General features: G+C 41.7%; 14 protein-coding genes. 6 read left to right on the forward strand and 8 right to left on the reverse strand.

The window, feature by feature from the left end; all coding sequences use genetic code 11:
- Nucleotides 1-46: 46 nt before the first annotated feature.
- Together PR675_RS17840 and PR675_RS17845 are read right to left on the reverse strand one after the other, a co-directional pair.
- Nucleotides 47-613 (reverse strand): YceI family protein, encoded by a 567-nt coding sequence (locus tag PR675_RS17840; protein ID WP_004916073.1) that lies wholly within the window; start codon nucleotides 611-613, stop codon nucleotides 47-49.
- 97 nt (nucleotides 614-710) lie between these two features.
- On the reverse strand, nucleotides 711-1,388 hold the full coding sequence (locus PR675_RS17845; RefSeq protein WP_004916074.1) for a hydrolase: 678 nt from the start codon (nucleotides 1,386-1,388) through the stop codon (nucleotides 711-713).
- 266 nt (nucleotides 1,389-1,654) lie between these two features.
- On the opposite strand from PR675_RS17845, the gene PR675_RS17850 reads away from it, so the two are divergent.
- Nucleotides 1,655-2,530 carry a pirin family protein gene (locus PR675_RS17850; protein WP_004916075.1) on the forward strand — a complete coding sequence of 292 codons (876 nt, stop codon included), beginning with the start codon at nucleotides 1,655-1,657 and terminating at the stop codon, nucleotides 2,528-2,530.
- Between the two features lie 57 nt (nucleotides 2,531-2,587).
- Here PR675_RS17850 and PR675_RS17855 read toward each other — a convergent pair whose 3' ends face one another.
- Nucleotides 2,588-3,499, reverse strand: coding sequence for a LysR substrate-binding domain-containing protein (locus tag PR675_RS17855; RefSeq protein ID WP_004916076.1), 912 nt, complete (start codon nucleotides 3,497-3,499; stop codon nucleotides 2,588-2,590).
- A 186-nt stretch (nucleotides 3,500-3,685) separates the two neighbouring features.
- On the opposite strand from PR675_RS17855, the gene PR675_RS17860 reads away from it, so the two are divergent.
- Both PR675_RS17860 and PR675_RS17865 read left to right on the forward strand, forming a co-directional pair.
- A complete protein-coding gene (locus tag PR675_RS17860) occupies nucleotides 3,686-5,368 on the forward strand; it encodes an ABC transporter ATP-binding protein (RefSeq protein WP_060561503.1) in 1,683 nt (560 codons plus the stop codon).
- Entirely contained in the window at nucleotides 5,365-6,996 is a 1,632-nt protein-coding gene (locus PR675_RS17865) for an ATP-binding cassette domain-containing protein (protein ID WP_272582848.1), read from the forward strand. Before PR675_RS17860 ends, PR675_RS17865 begins: the two co-directional genes overlap by 4 nt.
- A 5-nt stretch (nucleotides 6,997-7,001) precedes the next feature.
- Here PR675_RS17865 and yiiM read toward each other — a convergent pair whose 3' ends face one another.
- The 4 genes from yiiM to sodA all read right to left on the reverse strand — a co-directional run bounded on the left by yiiM (nucleotide 7,002) and on the right by sodA (nucleotide 11,748).
- Nucleotides 7,002-7,682: a 6-hydroxyaminopurine reductase gene (gene yiiM / locus PR675_RS17870; RefSeq protein ID WP_004916078.1), complete on the reverse strand. Its 681-nt coding sequence runs from the start codon at nucleotides 7,680-7,682 to the stop codon at nucleotides 7,002-7,004.
- Nucleotides 7,683-7,753: 71 nt separating this feature from the next.
- Nucleotides 7,754-9,217, reverse strand: coding sequence for a J domain-containing protein (locus tag PR675_RS17875; RefSeq protein ID WP_060561501.1), 1,464 nt, complete (start codon nucleotides 9,215-9,217; stop codon nucleotides 7,754-7,756).
- A complete protein-coding gene (locus PR675_RS17880; RefSeq protein ID WP_014657134.1) occupies nucleotides 9,217-10,914 on the reverse strand; it encodes an Hsp70 family protein in 1,698 nt (565 codons plus the stop codon). Before PR675_RS17880 ends, PR675_RS17875 begins: the two co-directional genes overlap by 1 nt.
- Before the next feature lie 207 nt (nucleotides 10,915-11,121).
- Entirely contained in the window at nucleotides 11,122-11,748 is a 627-nt protein-coding gene (gene sodA, locus PR675_RS17885) for a superoxide dismutase [Mn] (protein WP_014657135.1), read from the reverse strand.
- Between the two features lie 423 nt (nucleotides 11,749-12,171).
- On the opposite strand from sodA, the gene acs reads away from it, so the two are divergent.
- From acs to actP, 3 genes are all read left to right on the forward strand, one after another.
- On the forward strand, nucleotides 12,172-14,127 hold the full coding sequence (acs, locus tag PR675_RS17890; RefSeq protein ID WP_004916080.1) for an acetate--CoA ligase: 1,956 nt from the start codon (nucleotides 12,172-12,174) through the stop codon (nucleotides 14,125-14,127).
- Nucleotides 14,128-14,194: 67 nt separating this feature from the next.
- On the forward strand, nucleotides 14,195-14,506 hold the full coding sequence (locus tag PR675_RS17895; protein ID WP_004916081.1) for a DUF485 domain-containing protein: 312 nt from the start codon (nucleotides 14,195-14,197) through the stop codon (nucleotides 14,504-14,506).
- Nucleotides 14,503-16,152: a cation/acetate symporter ActP gene (gene actP / locus PR675_RS17900; RefSeq protein WP_060561500.1), complete on the forward strand. Its 1,650-nt coding sequence runs from the start codon at nucleotides 14,503-14,505 to the stop codon at nucleotides 16,150-16,152. Before PR675_RS17895 ends, actP begins: the two co-directional genes overlap by 4 nt.
- Nucleotides 16,153-16,231: 79 nt before the next feature.
- Here actP and PR675_RS17905 read toward each other — a convergent pair whose 3' ends face one another.
- Entirely contained in the window at nucleotides 16,232-16,660 is a 429-nt protein-coding gene (locus PR675_RS17905; protein ID WP_014657136.1) for a hypothetical protein, read from the reverse strand.
- Between the last annotated feature and the right edge of the window lie 349 nt (nucleotides 16,661-17,009).

Below are 17,009 nucleotides of genomic sequence, written 5' to 3' on the forward strand. Positions count from 1 at the left end.
GATGGGCTGTTTTTTTGCTCTGTGTAACATACTCCACCTCCTCAACTTATTGTTTGATAGCTTCCGCTTGTATTTTTATCACTACCTCTTTTGCCATTCCCTCTTTTGCAAGGAAATCCACCCCCCATTTTGTACGGTCAATGGTCGTTTCAAAGTCACCACCACAAACATCCGCTTTAAAAATAGGACTGAAATAACAGCCGAATTTCGTTGTTTTCAACTGAACGGGATGAGACTGTCCTTTCATGGTTAAAATGCCATCAATAGAAACAGGTTTATTATCCGCAAAGTTCCATTTAGTTGATTTAAATTCGATGGTTGGGTATTTCGCTACATCTAACATATCGGCGCTCTTAATATGGTTATCAAACGCTGTTAGACCGGTATTTAATGTCTCCGCTGGGATTTTGACATTAATGCTTCCCTTGTTTTTTTCTGGGGAATAGCTCATATCACCACGAATGTTGTAGAAACCACCGCTATTGGTCGATGTATTAAAGTGATCAATATAGAAAACCGCTTTAGTATGGGTTGGATCTAACTGATAATTTGCGGCTTGAGCAGTACCGGCTACCAATAGTGAAGCCAATAATGGCAATACAATCTTTTTCATGGAATACATCCTAATTATTTGTTTTATCTAAATTAATACAGATAGGTAGCCTCTACTTTTAGTAAAGGCTACGGATAATTCGAGTTAAAAATGAGGCTTAGCGTTCTGAATCTAATTGCTCATTGTTTTTCAAAACATCTTGAGCTTTCATATAGCTTTCAATGAGCAGTTGATATGCAGGGAAAATTTGCGTGTAAGCTTGTGCCCATTCTGCCGCATCTTCACGATTCCACGTTTTCTGAATTTCAGACGCGACCGCGGCTGTATCCATTGGTACAACACCAGCTTGAACCATGCGTGCTAAGGTGATTTCTTGTGCCATTTTGCTATAAGTACCAGATGCATCAATGACGACAAAAACTTGGTAACCGTCAGCTACCGCACTAATAGCAGGGAAAGCCATGCAAACACTGGTTATCGTGCCCGCGATAATCAGTTGTTTTTTACCCGTTGCTTTAACTGCTTCAACAAATTCAGGGTTATCCCATGCGTTGATTTCACCGCGACGTGCAATATATTGTGCATGTGGCGCATTTTGGTGAATTTCAGGGATCAGAGGGCCATTCGGGCCTTGTGGTACAGATGCTGTTGTGATGACAGGCATTTTTGCCAATGAAGCTATTTTTGCGAGAACAGCAGCACGCGCTCGCAGCTCTGTCATTGGCATATCACCGACAGTTTGGAACAAACCACTTTGATGGTCTATCAATAACATCACTGCATCATCTGGATTAATAACAGGACGCTGTCCATTGAAGTTTGCCGGATTACTCATAATGAAACCTCTCAATCAATAAAATAATGAAATGCTTTTAAACGAGAAATAGAACAATCGTTGCCCCGCTCTCTTGTTATTTACATTAATTCATCGATTTTTTGTTGAGTAGTCCGGTTTTTAGTAAACACTGTTCTAAAAATAGGATAATGGAAACCAGAACTATTGTTCTAGTAATGAAACAATGAAACCTATTTTTACCACTACTGATAACGAAATCGTGCCCCTATGATAAATACATCAGAATCTATTTTAGGAGCATAACCATGAAAAAGATCATTGGTATTTATAACGCACCTCGCAGTCATTGGGTTGGAGATGGCTTCCCTGTTCGCTCATTATTTAGCTATAACAACCACGGGAAATATCTCAACCCATTTCTTTTACTTGATAGAGCGGGGCCTTTTACCTTCCCAAGCTCAGATGCTGAGAACCGTGGTGTTGGAGAGCATCCGCACAAAGGGTTCGAAACGGTAACTATCGTCTATGATGGTGAGGTTGCACATCATGATTCTACAGGTGAAGGGGGCGTGATTGGTCCAGGAGATGTTCAGTGGATGACTGCGGCATCCGGTATTTTACATCAAGAATACCAATCCGATGATTTTATGAAAAATGGCGGCACCTTAGATATGGTGCAACTGTGGGTCAACTTACCGGCTAAAGATAAATTGGCGTCTCCGGGATACCAACTGCTAAAAAGTAGCCATATTCCGAATATTGCTTTACCTAATGATGCAGGCTATTTACGCGTCATTGCAGGTAACTATCTAGGAAATAATGGTGCTGCACGTACATTTACCCCTTTAGATGTTTGGGATCTCAAACTGAAAAAAGGTAAAACAGTAGGGTTACAAACTAAAGCCGGTCGTAATGTTGGTTTAGTGATGTTACATGGCTCGTTAATTGTTGATGGTCACGCTAGTTTAAATGAGGGAGAGCTGCTCATCCTTGATAGTAGTGACAGTAATATTGTTATGGAAGCCACGGAAGATGCTGTTGTACTCTTCTTAAGCGGTGAGCCCATTGATGAACCCGTTGTCGGCTATGGTCCCTTTGTGATGAATAGCGATAAAGAAATTATCGAAGCGGTTAATGATTTTAATCGTGGTAAATTTGGCCGAATCCCTCAAAATCAATAAGATAATAACTCCTCGATAGGGTGACTATTGAGGAGTTATCTTTATTACGGTGATGGATTATGATGATTTAACAGTTGGTGAAATATTCTCAGCCAAATAATTTAATAATAGTTGTACTGATGGCAATAAACCTTTTCTTGATGGGTAAACCGCATGAATAATATCTTCAGGAAAACGCCATTCAGGTAATATTTCAATCAATGCCCCTGAACTTAAGTCTTTTTCCACCACACCATAAGGCAATCGAGCAATACCAATTCCCTTTAATGCGGCTTTATACAAGGTCAAAATATCGGTTGTTGCTAATTTGGGGATAAAGTGCTGAGTGAAGCTTAAGTCCTCACTGTTTTTCAGTGTCACCGTATAATTTTGGGAATGTTCGGTATTTGCCAATATTGGGTAATTCACTAACTCTTCGGGTTGTTGCAGCGGCTCTCCGCCTTTAAATAACAACGGGCTAGCGACCAAAACCCGCCGTGAATAACCCAATACTTTCATCATTAAACCCGAATCATCTAACGGCAGCGAACGCACTCGCAGCGCCATATCTAACCCTTCACTGATCACATCAACGGGCCGATTAACTGCTAAGATTTGTACATCGATCTCCGGATACTTCACCATAAAATCGACTAATAAATCTTGCAGATACACTTGAAGTAAAGCGACAGGACAAGACAATTTAATGATCCCTTTCGGGTCAGTTTGTACAGAGCAGATCAGCTCCTCAGCAATTTTCGCTTCATCGACAACATTTTTGCATTGTTGATAAAAGGTTTGGCCGATTTCAGTCACATGGAACTGGCGTGTTGAACGATAAATTAAGGAAACATTGAGTTTCTGCTCAAGATCAGCAATACGGCGGCTAAGTTTAGATTTCGGGATCCCCAAAGCAAGACCTGCTTGTGAAAACCCGCCATGCTCGACTACTTTGACATAGTAGTAGAGGTCATTTAAATCGTACCGCATCCCTATTCCCCTTTTTACTAAAACCTATTTATATTACTGAAAATCGATAATAAGTCTGCTTAAATTACGCCATTTACCCCGTCAATAAGACCCGTTAGCCAAACAAATAGTTTCGGTATCGAAACAACTCATTGCCAGTTAAACAAGGAAATCAATTAAAGTAACTACCCGGCTATGGAGGTTTCTATGTACCGCGCACTTTGGGCATTGTTACGCCCTTATCGTTTTGTTTTAATATTTGCTGTTATTTTACAAGCTATCGCTGGCATTAGCTCCCTGATCCCTTGGGTTGCAATTAGCCAAATCGCCTTATCCCCTGTTGAACAAGGGAACACTTGGGTCATTATTGCATTTATTAGCGGAGTCGTATGGCTCGTTTGCCAAACACTTGCCCTATACCTAACCCATCAAACGGATAACCAATTGTGCTATCAATTAAGGCTAAAAATACTCAATAAACTCAATCGACTTCCTTTGAGTGAGTTTGTTTATTCAGGTAAAGAAGGGATCCAAAAAATTGTTGATCGCGATGTGCGCTTGCTGCATCAACTCACCGCCCATGCACCTGCCGACTTGGCTCAACTGTTTGTCGTTCCCATAACCACAACGCTGATCTTATTATGGACCAACTGGGCATTAATGATTTTTTGCCTACTTCCTTTAATCATCACCATTTACCTTTTCCGCCAGCTACGCTCACCACGTTATCAATCGCTATTCACTGCTCGTGACCAGACGATGGGGAATTTATATGCTCAATATGCAGAGTTTGCCGATAACCCATTACTTGCAAGACAGTATCCAAACCGCGCCATTCAACTTGCTGTGACACAAGCACTCTCCGCTTTTCTCGTGGCCTTTAATCGCTGGATTAACAAAATCGGCGCATTCAGTTCACTGACTCAAATTGGAATGAGTACCACATTACTGACGTTATGGGTGATTATTGGGTCGTTGGTAGTGCCGACCTCGGTGTCACTGTCGCAAATGGTGTTGTTTATTCTTTTGATGCATAGCATTACCGCTCCAATCGCTGCCATGGGGCATGGTGCCGATGCCCTCAACCATGCAGTCGCCGCTTCAGAGCGTATTCGCCATTTTCTTGAGCAAACAGAAATGCAGTATGGTGATAAATCACTGCAAGGAGCGCCTTGTGCCGTTCATATTCACGATGTGGATTATTGTGTACAGGATAAAACTTTACTCTCTAACATCAACTTAACCATTCAACCCGGTCAGCTTGTCGCTATTGTTGGTGCATCGGGAGCAGGAAAAAGTACACTTTTACAATTGATGGCACGGTTCCTCGACCCAACTCGTGGCGAGTTATACTTTAATACGACGCCCCTACCTCAATTCTCATTAGCAGGGTTAAACCAGCAAGTATCTATTGTGATGCAGAATACTCAACCTATGCCGTGTTCGCTGAAAGAAAATCTACAGCTATTTGCCCCCGATGCGACAGCGGTCGAAATCACTGACTACCTTGAAAAATTAAATCTACTAACACGGCTCCAGCAATTACCAAAGGGGCTAGACAGTTTAGTCGGTCATGATATCACCTTATCAGGTGGTGAAGCTCAACGTTTAGCTATCGCTCGCGTGCTGCTCTCTAAAGTCCCTATTTTGTTGTTTGATGAGCCAACATCTGCATTAGATCCGCAAAATGCCGAGTTATTTTTCCAGCTTTTAAACCAAGAGCAGCGTACACGAGTCTTGGTCACCCATGATCTGAGCTATTTATGCCATGCAGATACGGTGATCTTACTGGAAGAAGGGCAAATAATTGCTCAAGGTACACACCTACAGTTATCTGAACATACTCCCCAATATCAACAATTACTAAGTGCATTGGAGGACGCCGCATGATCCGTCTGTTCTTAAGTACCGTCCGTCGTGCGCTATTATGGATGATATTCGCTGCTATCTTAGATGGTATCAACGGGTTGCTACTCGTTCCTGTGATCATCAATTGGGGCTCCGACGATATAAGTGCGCTGATTTGGCTACTGGTGAGTAGCTTAGTGTCATTAACCGTTATTTTTATCGCCACTCAGAAAGGCTACCTTGCAGGTGGCATTGTTATGCGCACGCTCACCAACGCATTAATACGCCATCTACCTGTCTCATTAAAACCAATCCCAAGTGCGACAAGTTTAGTTTCTGGGCCTATTTCCCATGTGATGTCCATTCCTGCTCACTTATTACACCCAATCATTAGCGGTATTGTCACCCCTTTAACCGTGATCTTAGGGGCATTGATTCTGAACTTTTGGCTAGGAAGCATCCTGTTAATGATTGGCTTCATGTTATTACTTATTTTACGTTTTTCCGCCAAACACGTGTCATTCGCCGAAAAGCAAGTACACGCCTCACAGCAGAAGGTTATCGATGAATTAGGCCACTTTGCCACACATCAACCGCTGCTTCGCAGAGCGGGTGTCAGTCAACAGCAACAACAAGGTTTAGAGCAGAGCCTGACTCAGCAATATCAGACACAAAAACAACTTCAACGCCGTAGCTTGCCTTTTCATTTGCTATTTTCATTCGCTATTCAAGTAACCTTTATCGGCTTATTAGCTTTCGGCTTATTGGCGGTCAATCGTGAAACACTTACCCTACCTATGTGGTTAGCCGCCATGCTGTTATTAGCGCGTTTTATTGAGCCACTCTGGTTGCTTTCCCATTTAGACCAAGCATTACGCCAAGCTAAAAAATCGCTCAATCAGATAACCCAAGCACTGGAAACACCTGAGCTTAATTTTGTTCGTTCATCTCAAACCCCATCTGAAAATACCGTGAGCTGTAACGCCTTATCTCAGCGTACAGAGGAGGGGAAAGTCCTATTAAAACCGCTCGACTTAACTTTTAAAGCAAATACATTCACGGCCATTGTGGGGGCGTCTGGCGCTGGAAAAAGCACGTTATTGAATTTGTTGGCGCGCTTGCAAGACCCTTCACAAGGCGTAGTGCGGTATGGCAATAAAGATATCGCTCAATTATCGCAAGCAGTGCTCTGTAGTAAGCGAGGCATATTATTTCAAGATAACCGGCTGTTTAAAGGCAGTTTACGGCAAAATATGACTGCCAGTTCAGAAGAGATCGATGATCCATCAATCATCGCCATGCTTCAACAACTCAATATCGATGCAGATCATACTTTACTAGATGGAGATGTAGGTGCTGGAGGGCAAATTTTCTCTGGTGGACAAAGGCAACGTTTGTGTATTGCAAGACTACTATTAAGCCGTCCTGATATTATTTTGATGGATGAGCCGACAGCTAGCCTTGATTACATCAATACTGCCGCTGTTATTGAACAGCTACTCACTGCCAACCAGCAGACACGTATTGTTGTGACTCACCAACCGATGCTTGCCAGCCAAGCCGATCATATTATTGTGATGGCATCTGGCGAAATCGTTGACCAAGGAACACATGCAGAATTATTAGCCCGTGAGCCTTGGTATCAACAATTTATCAGCGGCAGCCTTTAAGAATATCAGCCTCGCTTACCAAATAAGCGATGGCTGAACTCTTCAATACGGCGATGCTCAAGCCTATTTTGCATCGTCAGGCTCCAACTTGCAGACAGCCCCGCGGCTCCTAGCAAACGTTGATATAACTCTTCATCGAATGGGGCATGAAAAGCGATCATAATCGCTTCTTGAACAGAAATATCGCTATTACGACTTAAAAGGGTGATCGGTGTTGCGGCACTGACTGACCCCGTCTTTATCACTCGATACAACCAACCACAACGACCATTTTCTTGCATTATTTGAGCAAAGTTTTCAACGCCTGTCAGGCCATTGAGCTTATAGCATGGCGAGCGTGGTTGGGTGACTTGAATACGAGCATCACCCCAAGCATAAATATCACCAATAAAGACATTCTCTTCTGTCATACCTTGAGTCGAGATATTTTCACCAAACGCTGGTGGCGTAAAAAGAGATTCAAGTTCAGGATAAGCATTAGCCCAGAATTGATAGTGCTCTGCCGGATAATGGCATAGCGCCCGATCAGGGCCACCATGAAAGCGTTTTTCAGCTTGCTCATCTCCCTCAAGCCCTAATTGCCCTAATGGCAACGGCCCATCCACTTGACGCTTATGAATAGCGCTCTGACCACAATCTAATGTGGCTTTGACTTCGCCGATATAGACTTGAGGATGAATTTGCATTGCGATTACACCTTTATCGTGGCTTTAAATTCAATGAACTCATCATTATCACGTTGAACGAGCATCAGAGTTCAATTTACTAGAAATTCTGTACAATACTTCAATAAGTTATGCATAGCACTATAATAAATCAAATAGATAATAACTAACCAAACGAGTGAAAACCATGAAAACTTAAAGTACTCCAAAAATTTCCATGGACTCGCAAACACCCGATACATCATTATGCCCGGTCTGCGTATACTAGGTTTATCTTTCGGCCATGCATACCAAAAAAGCCACATAAGAATAAAAATCACCATCGCTTGTGCACCATGTGCAGGCCCAATATCCAAGCCAGTGATAAAGAATAAGAGTACCTCAGACAGACCAAGAAAAAAGATCAGGATAACGAATAACGTTATAAAAAATTCACTGACCAAAAATACAGTGAATGCTTTTTTCCTAGAATGAAGCCCAAACATAATCAGGTCATTGAAAAATAAATAGAATAAAATAATCACACCAGCAACTATTGCCACGCCGCTATTAACATCAGGCTGAGTAGCAACCATGTTCAATAACAATCCCCAAAAAATACATAAGAAGACCCCGCGCCAGTTGAACGCTAGCCTAGGCTGCTGTATGAAAGATAAAATAGCAGGGTTAAATTTATCCTTTAGCTCTGGGTATTCACTGGTTCGTTGTTTCACTTGCTCAGCGATTTGAGGGATCAATCCAGGTATCAAGCGAACTTTATAAGAAACTTTCTCATTTTTACTCGTCAGTACACGCAAAGATTGAGAAACGATATAGTCTCCATGGACAGCATCAATCTGACACTGCTTCCATGCTCGAGCCACCTCAGTCTGGCGTAGCTGTTCAGTTAATGCGTTTTGAATATAAAACGGGATAATTTGCTCTGAGTTATATTCATCAAGCCGCCAGCCTAATAGAGACGAAACATGTTCCACAACAGCTTCGGTTAAACCTTCTTGCTCTGATAATGCCCACGCAAAATCTTGATGAAATTGCTGATGTGTCTGCAAACTGCCTTTTTGAGAGACGTTTTCCCACAATTCGACTAATTCACGTTTTGCCGCGTTTTCATCAATAATAAACAGCTTCGCGAGCCAATCAATTAACTCTTGGGTATAAGCTGTTTCAACAACCGGTAATTCATTAATCGATGGTTGATAATCATCTAACAACACATCTGAAAATGGGTAAGTAATCCGAATTTCAGACAGCTCTTGCTGTTGTTGATCATCATTAACGGCTTCTTCATTAACAGCCTCTTGGTGTAAGAGGCTTTCTAAATGAGGCACATCAACGTCTATATTCGCCTGCTCTTCAACATATTCATCATCGGCAGATTCATCATCATAAATAGCGTAAGCGGCATATCTTTTTGCCTCCTCAAAAGCTTCACGTAATTGTTGATACTCTTCAGGGTGGCTATCGGGTCGATATTTTTTTACCTGCCGCGCATAAGCACGCCGAATTTCCTTTTCATCGTTTGTTTGAGTGATTCCCAATGTTTGCCATATACTCATTAATGCGAGTCTCCCTCATAGCGACTCAAAAATTGTTCCACTTGTTGACGAATGGCCGCAATACGGCGTGGATCTTGGCTATCGAGTGCTCTTTCAAACTCCGTTGTGACTTGATCCATCCAATAGCGATCCTCACCCAGTAAAAACTCATATAACCGAGCACAGCGTGACAATAACACGCGATTCTCTTTTCTATCCCTCGGATGCTGTTTTAAATCAGCAATTTTTAATAAGCTTTGTTCGATTTGCGCTTCATTCATTTGCCCCGGAACTTTCTCTATCACTAGCCGAAACACCTCAGGGTTACCTTGATAACGACACTCAACTTCTAGTAATCCATCAACGGTATAGGTAAACCGGACATCAATATCCACTTCTCCAGCAGGCTTCTGAGGGATATCAATCGCCATCTCCCCCAAAAATACGTTATCTTGGACGCGACGCGCTTCCCCCTGATAAATCTTTAATAAAATCATTTTTTGGTTATCTTCAATCGTGCTGACCGTTTGCATCTTGCTCACAGGTAAAAAGGTATTTCGCTCAATTAAAGGTAAAAAATAACCCGAATCATAATGGGTTCCGTTTCTTTTTGAGGTTTCAATCCCCAAAGAAAATGGCATTACGTCGGTTAAAATAACATCATCAAGGGCTGTATCTGCCATCACCATACCCGCTTGAACCCCTGCACCTAATGCAACGGCTTCATCTGGATTAAGGTCATGGCGAGGAAAACGTCCAAACAGACGCGCTACCGTTTGTCGGATAAGTGGCATTCGTGTTGCACCACCAACTAATAAGATGTCGTCCAAATCATTAAGAGTAAAACGAGAATCATGCAAAGCCTGCAAAATAGGTTGTTGCAATCGTGCTAATAAAGATTGACAACAAGAAGCTAGCTCCTGATCTGTCATTGTCCAATGCCAATCCTGATCATTCCACCGTAGCGAAGCCGTCGCTTCATTGCTTTGACCTAATGCGATTTTTAATGTTTCTGCTTGTTTGAGTAATTCCGCGCGAATATCTGCTTGGGCTTCTTTCAGTTCAGGATGCTGCTTTAACATCCACAGATAAATAGCTTCACTGAAATCATCACCGCCTAAACGGACATCGCCACTACTCGCGCAAACCTCAATAACGCCTTCAAACATATCAATTATCGAAACATCAAACGTTCCCCCACCAAGGTCAAAGGTTAGGTATTTGTGTTCTTTGTTTTCGAGTAATCCAAAGGCCAACGATGCCGCAGTAGGTTCATTCAATAACCTTAAAACATTTAGCCCAGCAAGTTGTCCCGCTGTTTTAACCGCCCGACGCTGAACATCATTAAAATAAGCAGGAACCGTGATCACTGCATCTTTAACGGGGTAACCAAGCCAAGCTTCAACATCCTCTTTTAATTGCCGTAATAATAAAGCAGAAAGCTCCTCAGCCCGAAAAGTCAGAGAGCCTAATGATAACGTTGCATCCGTGCCCATAAAGCGCTTAAAGCTGGCTTGGGTTAAATGGGGGTGACTCTGTAGACGTTCACGAGCGAATTTTCCGACCAAGATCTGGTCATCATCATCAAGAGCAACAACAGATGGCGTTAAAACATCACCTTGTTTATTGGGTACCAATACCGCTCGCCCTTCAATCCATAAACTCACTGCACTATTACTGGTCCCAAGATCAATCCCCATAACCATGTCAGCCGCCATATTATCTCCCTTATCATTCACTTTATTGAATTATTACTGGATAGAATATCAATCTGTTTTTTGTACTTATGAGACACATTATGAACAAAACACAAGATATTAAAACGAGACAAAGCTGAGATTAATAGAAAAAAGAAAAAGAGAGGCATAAAAAAAGCGCAACCCCAAAAGGGTTACGCCCATCTAATTATCATTTAATTTAATGAATTATTTAGTTTTTTCTGCAAAACGTTTTGCAGCTTCATCCCAGTTAACGACTGACCAGAATGCTTTGATGTAGTCAGGACGACGGTTTTGATATTTCAGATAATAAGCGTGTTCCCAAACATCAAGACCAATAATTGGGTAACCTGAAGTACCAGAAATCGCTTCACCCATCAGAGGGCTGTCTTGGTTAGCTGTAGAAACAACCGCTAGCTTACCGTCATCTTTTAGAACTAGCCATGCCCAGCCAGAACCAAAACGAGAAGCTGCTGCTTTCTCAAATTGTTCTTTGAAAGCGTCAACACTACCAAAATCACGCTCGATAGCTGCTTTCAGATCACCGCTTAGTTCAGTACCTAATTTTAGGCCTTTCCAGAACAGGCTGTGGTTTGAGTGACCACCAGCATTGTTACGAACAAAAGTACGTTGATCAGCAGGAACTTTATCCAATTGTTGGATCAGATCATCAATGTCTAGGTTAGCCAGTTCAGGTAATTTTTCTAACGCAGTGTTAGTGTTGTTAACGTAGGTTTGATGATGCTTGGTGTGATGGATTTCCATTGTTTGCTTATCGAAATGAGGTTCCAGCGCATCATAAGCATAAGGTAAAGCAGGTAATGTATAGCTCATTGTATTTGTCTCCAGTGACTTATTGACATATACCTCTATATCTCTCACTCAATGCCAAGACACATAGGGTATACACTTCAGAAACTTCACACCTTGTGAGTCGGTATCAATTATAGTTATTTTACTGTTAATGAAAATCATTATCAAACCCATGATATTTATATGGTCTTTCTCATCAACTATCATTGTTGATTTATTTAGCAACTAATACCAATATCGCCCTGCTTTGTTTTTCTTTAATTCTACCCTTATACAGATAATCAGATGATTAATCTAATTGACGATTTCGCATCAAATGATAATCCTGTTAAATCCATTACAATTAATACGTGATCTCCCGCTCAAAAGAAAAACAAATTTATATTTCCTGCTTTAGTTAACCATTTTTTGACATAGTATTAACATCTGCAAGGAGATAAAAATATGACTCAAATAACTAAGCATCCCGTTACTGCTGAAATTGCAGAAAATGCCCTGATAAACGAGCAACAGTACAACAATGAGTATCAACTCTCTATTCAAGACCCTGAAACGTTTTGGGGGGAGAAAGGAAAGGTTGTTGATTGGATTAAGCCGTATACCCGAGTAAAAAACACCTCCTTCGATCCTGGCCATATCAGCATTCGCTGGTTTGAAGATGGCACCCTTAACTTAAGCGCTAACTGTTTAGATCGTCATCTGGCAGATAAGGGCGATCAAACCGCAATCATATGGGAAGGTGATGACCCTTCTCAATCAAAAAATGTCACTTACCGTGAACTGCATCATGATGTTAGTCAGTTCGCTAACGTATTAAAACAACATGGTATTCGTAAAGGCGATGTTGTCGCGATTTACATGCCAATGGTGGTTGAAGCTGCCGTCGCAATGTTAGCTTGTGCTCGCATTGGGGCGATTCATACTGTTATCTTTGCTGGCTTCTCTCCAGAAGCGGTATCGGGTCGTGTTATCGACTGTAAAGCAAAACTGATTATTACAGCCGATGAAGGCCTACGTGCTGGCCGCTCAATACCTCTCAAGAAAAACGTTGATGACGCATTAACCAATGCCAATGTCACCACCGTTAAGAATGTCATTGTCTACCGTCGTACTGGGAATGTTCCAAGCTGGGTAGAAGGGCGTGACTTATGGTGGCACGATGTGATTGATGGCGTCAGCGCCGACTGCCCACCTGAAGAAATGAACGCAGAAGACCCATTATTCATTCTGTATACTTCAGGCTCAACAGGTAAACCAAAAGGTGTACTGCATACTACTGGCGGTTATTTAGTCTATGCAACACTCACCTTTAAATATACTTTCGACTACCATCCCGGTGAAGTGTATTGGTGTACTGCCGATGTTGGCTGGGTAACGGGTCACAGCTATTTGTTATATGGCCCTCTATCTAATGGTGCCAAAACATTGATGTTTGAAGGCGTGCCTAACTACCCTGCGGTCAATCGCATGAGCCAAGTGGTCGATAAGCACCAAGTTAATATCCTGTATACCGCGCCGACTGCTATCCGCGCCCTAATGGCTGAAGGTGATAAAGCCATTGAAGGCACCAACCGTAGCTCGTTGCGTATCCTAGGATCCGTTGGTGAACCTATCAACCCTGAAGCATGGGAATGGTTCTATAAGAAGATTGGTGATAGTCGTTGCCCAATTGTTGATACATGGTGGCAAACAGAAACTGGCGGCTTTATGATCACTCCGCTGCCGGGAGCGACCATGCTAAAACCAGGCTCAGCAACGTTACCTTTCTTCGGGGTTCGTCCTGCTCTTGTTGATAATCTTGGGGAACCATTAGAAGGTGCAACAGAGGGTAACCTCGTCATTGTTGATTCATGGCCTGGTCAAGCACGTACCTTATTTGGTGACCACGAGCGTTTTGAGCAAACCTACTTTTCTACTTTTAAAGGTATGTATTTCAGTGGCGATGGTGCTCGCCGCGATGAAGATGGCTATTTCTGGATCACGGGCCGTGTTGATGATGTATTAAATATTTCCGGTCACCGCCTAGGTACTGCTGAAATTGAATCTGCATTAGTTGCACACCCAAAAATTGCAGAAGCAGCCGTTGTTGGTATTCCTCATAATATTAAGGGGCAAGCTATCTATGCTTATGTCACCTTAATTTCGGGGGAAGAGCCTTCACCTGAGCTATATACCGAAGTTCGTAATTGGGTTCGAAAAGAAATCGGTCCAATTGCAACACCTGATGTTCTACACTGGACGGACTCTTTACCTAAAACCCGCTCCGGTAAGATCATGCGCCGTATCCTACGTAAAATTGCCTCAGGAGATACTAGTAACTTAGGAGATACTTCCACACTGGCAGATCCTGGCGTTGTCGAAAAACTACTCGAAGAAAAACAATCAATGAGTATGTCATAAGCCTGAAGGTCGCCTTTATGGCGACCTTACATACATTCCAATAAGACGATAACAGAGGAGAACTCTGATGAATGCTACTGCTTATCAAGAGGTAGAGAATAACCCTCGCTTTAAAGAATTGGTAAGGAAACGCGGTCGATTTTCATGGTTGTTGTCAGCTATCACATTAATATTGTATGTCGGTTTTATCTTTCTTATTGCTTTTAACCCAAGTTGGCTTGGAACGCCGATTAGTGAAGGATCCTATATCACACGAGGTATACCTATTGGTGTAGGATTGATTGTCATCTCTTTCTTATTAACTGGCCTATATGTTATTCGGGCAAATGGTGAATACGACCGTTTAACGGCTGAAATCTTAAAAGAGGTGCAAAAATGATAAAACTCCTTCCTCTCATCTTACTTTTCGCCTCTTCAGCCGCATTTTCTGATGCACTGACAGGGGATGTCGAGCGGCAACCTGTGAATATTCAAGCCATTATCATGTTCTTGTTATTCGTCGGGTTTACTCTCTATATTACTTATTGGGCATCTAAAAGAACGCGTTCTCGCTCAGACTACTACACCGCAGGCGGTAAAATTACAGGTTTTCAAAATGGGATGGCCATTGCGGGTGACTTTATGTCCGCAGCCTCATTCTTAGGTATTTCAGCACTGGTTTACACCTCCGGTTATGATGGCTTGATCTACTCCATCGGCTTCTTAATTGGCTGGCCTATTATTCTTTTCTTAATTGCTGAACGCTTACGTAACCTCGGTCGTTATACCTTCGCCGATGTTGCGTCATATCGATTAAAACAAAGACCAATACGGATACTGTCTGCCGTTGGCTCTCTTGTTGTCGTTGCACTCTACCTCATTGCACAAATGGTTGGTGCAGGGAAGTTGATCGAACTACTGTTTGGTCTTAATTACCATGTTGCCGTCGTAATTGTAGGTATTTTGATGGTGTTATACGTCCTATTTGGTGGAATGTTAGCCACTACATGGGTACAAATCATCAAAGCAATTCTCTTATTAGCAGGCGCAACATTTATGGCCGTAATGGTCATGAAACATGTTGGTTTCAATTTCAATACCCTATTTAAAGAAGCCGTCGAAGTACATAAAAATGGCATTACCATTATGAGCCCAGGAGGATTAGTTTCAGATCCTATATCGGCTTTATCACTTGGGCTAGCGCTGATGTTTGGTACAGCAGGGCTACCTCATATCATTATGCGTTTCTTTACGGTCAGTGACGCGAAAGAAGCTCGTAAGAGTGTGTTCTATGCAACAGGTTTCATTGGCTACTTCTATATTTTAACTTTCATTATCGGTTTTGGTGCGATTGTTCTTGTTAGTGCAAACCCTGACTTTAAAGATGCAGCAGGCAAATTGATCGGTGGAACAAACATGGCCGCCGTACACCTTGCAGATGCCGTCGGAGGGAACTTCTTCCTTGGCTTTATTTCTGCTGTTGCTTTCGCCACGATATTAGCTGTTGTTGCGGGGCTAACACTCGCCGGCGCCTCAGCGGTTTCCCATGACCTTTATGCCATGGCAATCAAAGACGGTAAGGCAAATGAAAAAGAGGAGTTACGTGTATCCAAAATTACGGTAGTGATCTTAGGCTTTGTTGCTATCGGGTTAGGTATTTTGTTCGAAAACCAAAATATCGCCTTCATGGTAGGCCTCGCATTCTCTATCGCTGCAAGCTGTAACTTCCCTATCATCCTGTTATCGATGTATTGGAAGAAATTAACAACACGTGGTGCCTTAGCAGGCGGATGGTTAGGACTTATTACCGCCGTTGTGCTGATGATATTAGGGCCAACTATTTGGGTAAGCATCTTACATCATGAGAAACCTATCTATCCTTATGAGTATCCTGCATTCTTCTCGATGATAGTGGCATTTGTCGCTTCTTGGTTATTCTCTATCACAGATAACTCAGAAAGAGGCAAATTCGAGAGAGAACGCTTTAGAGAGCAATTTGTACGTTCACAAATTGGCTTAGGTATTGAGCAAGGTAAATCTCACTAACCCTTAATATTACCTCTAGAAAGAAACATAAAAAAAGCGGCTCTTAATAAGCCGCTTTTTTAATCTGTATAAAACCACGTTATCTCGCATAAGTCATTTTTTCAGTGTTTACCCACTCATCAACTAACTCAAAAAAGCGTGCTGGTTGGTTTTTTACTTCGACTTTAAAGTTCTCGAACTCAGATTTGTTATTAGGTACATACATTGATAATAATATATTTAGCGATATTTCTTTGTTCGCAAATTTCTGGCTAATATTAAATGCCTTATAGAGGATCGCCGCCAATACAAAACTAACCACTGCTATACCAGCCATAGCAGCAAAACTGTAATCTATGTGTAGAAGCTGGCGAGCCTCATTCAGTAGTAAGAAAGGCGTAAAAAACATCACCAGCAGAGATAAGATAATTGCCCCATCTTGACCATTGTTGAATTCGTGTTCCTTTTGCTTATTAACGGCAACAATATCCCTAAATATTTGGCTATTAACAGATTTTATATTCTTCATTATATTCACCTTGATAAACAAGCGCATTATCGTGTGTAAAAATCATTCATAACATCTAATTAAGTTACTTATTGATAGTATATGTTTAACTTTTTGCAACATCAATTTAACATTTATTATCTATTTTAATGGGAAAGTATCTTAAGAAGAGTAGGTAAATAGAAGATATAGAACAACAAACCCGATGATCACAAAACCGTGTTTATGGCCTATCTATTGATATTAAAAGTAAAGTTGAAAAATGATCTAACTTAAACGGATTTTATTTAACATTTAAACAAATTAATTTATAAAAAATTAATTATTAAAGTTATAAAGCTTGCTTATCGATGCTCATTACCTTTTTGCC

Origin of the sequence: Providencia sp. PROV261, from assembly GCF_028477945.1 — a bacterium.
Taxonomy (GTDB): Bacteria; Pseudomonadota; Gammaproteobacteria; order Enterobacterales; family Enterobacteriaceae; genus Providencia; species Providencia stuartii.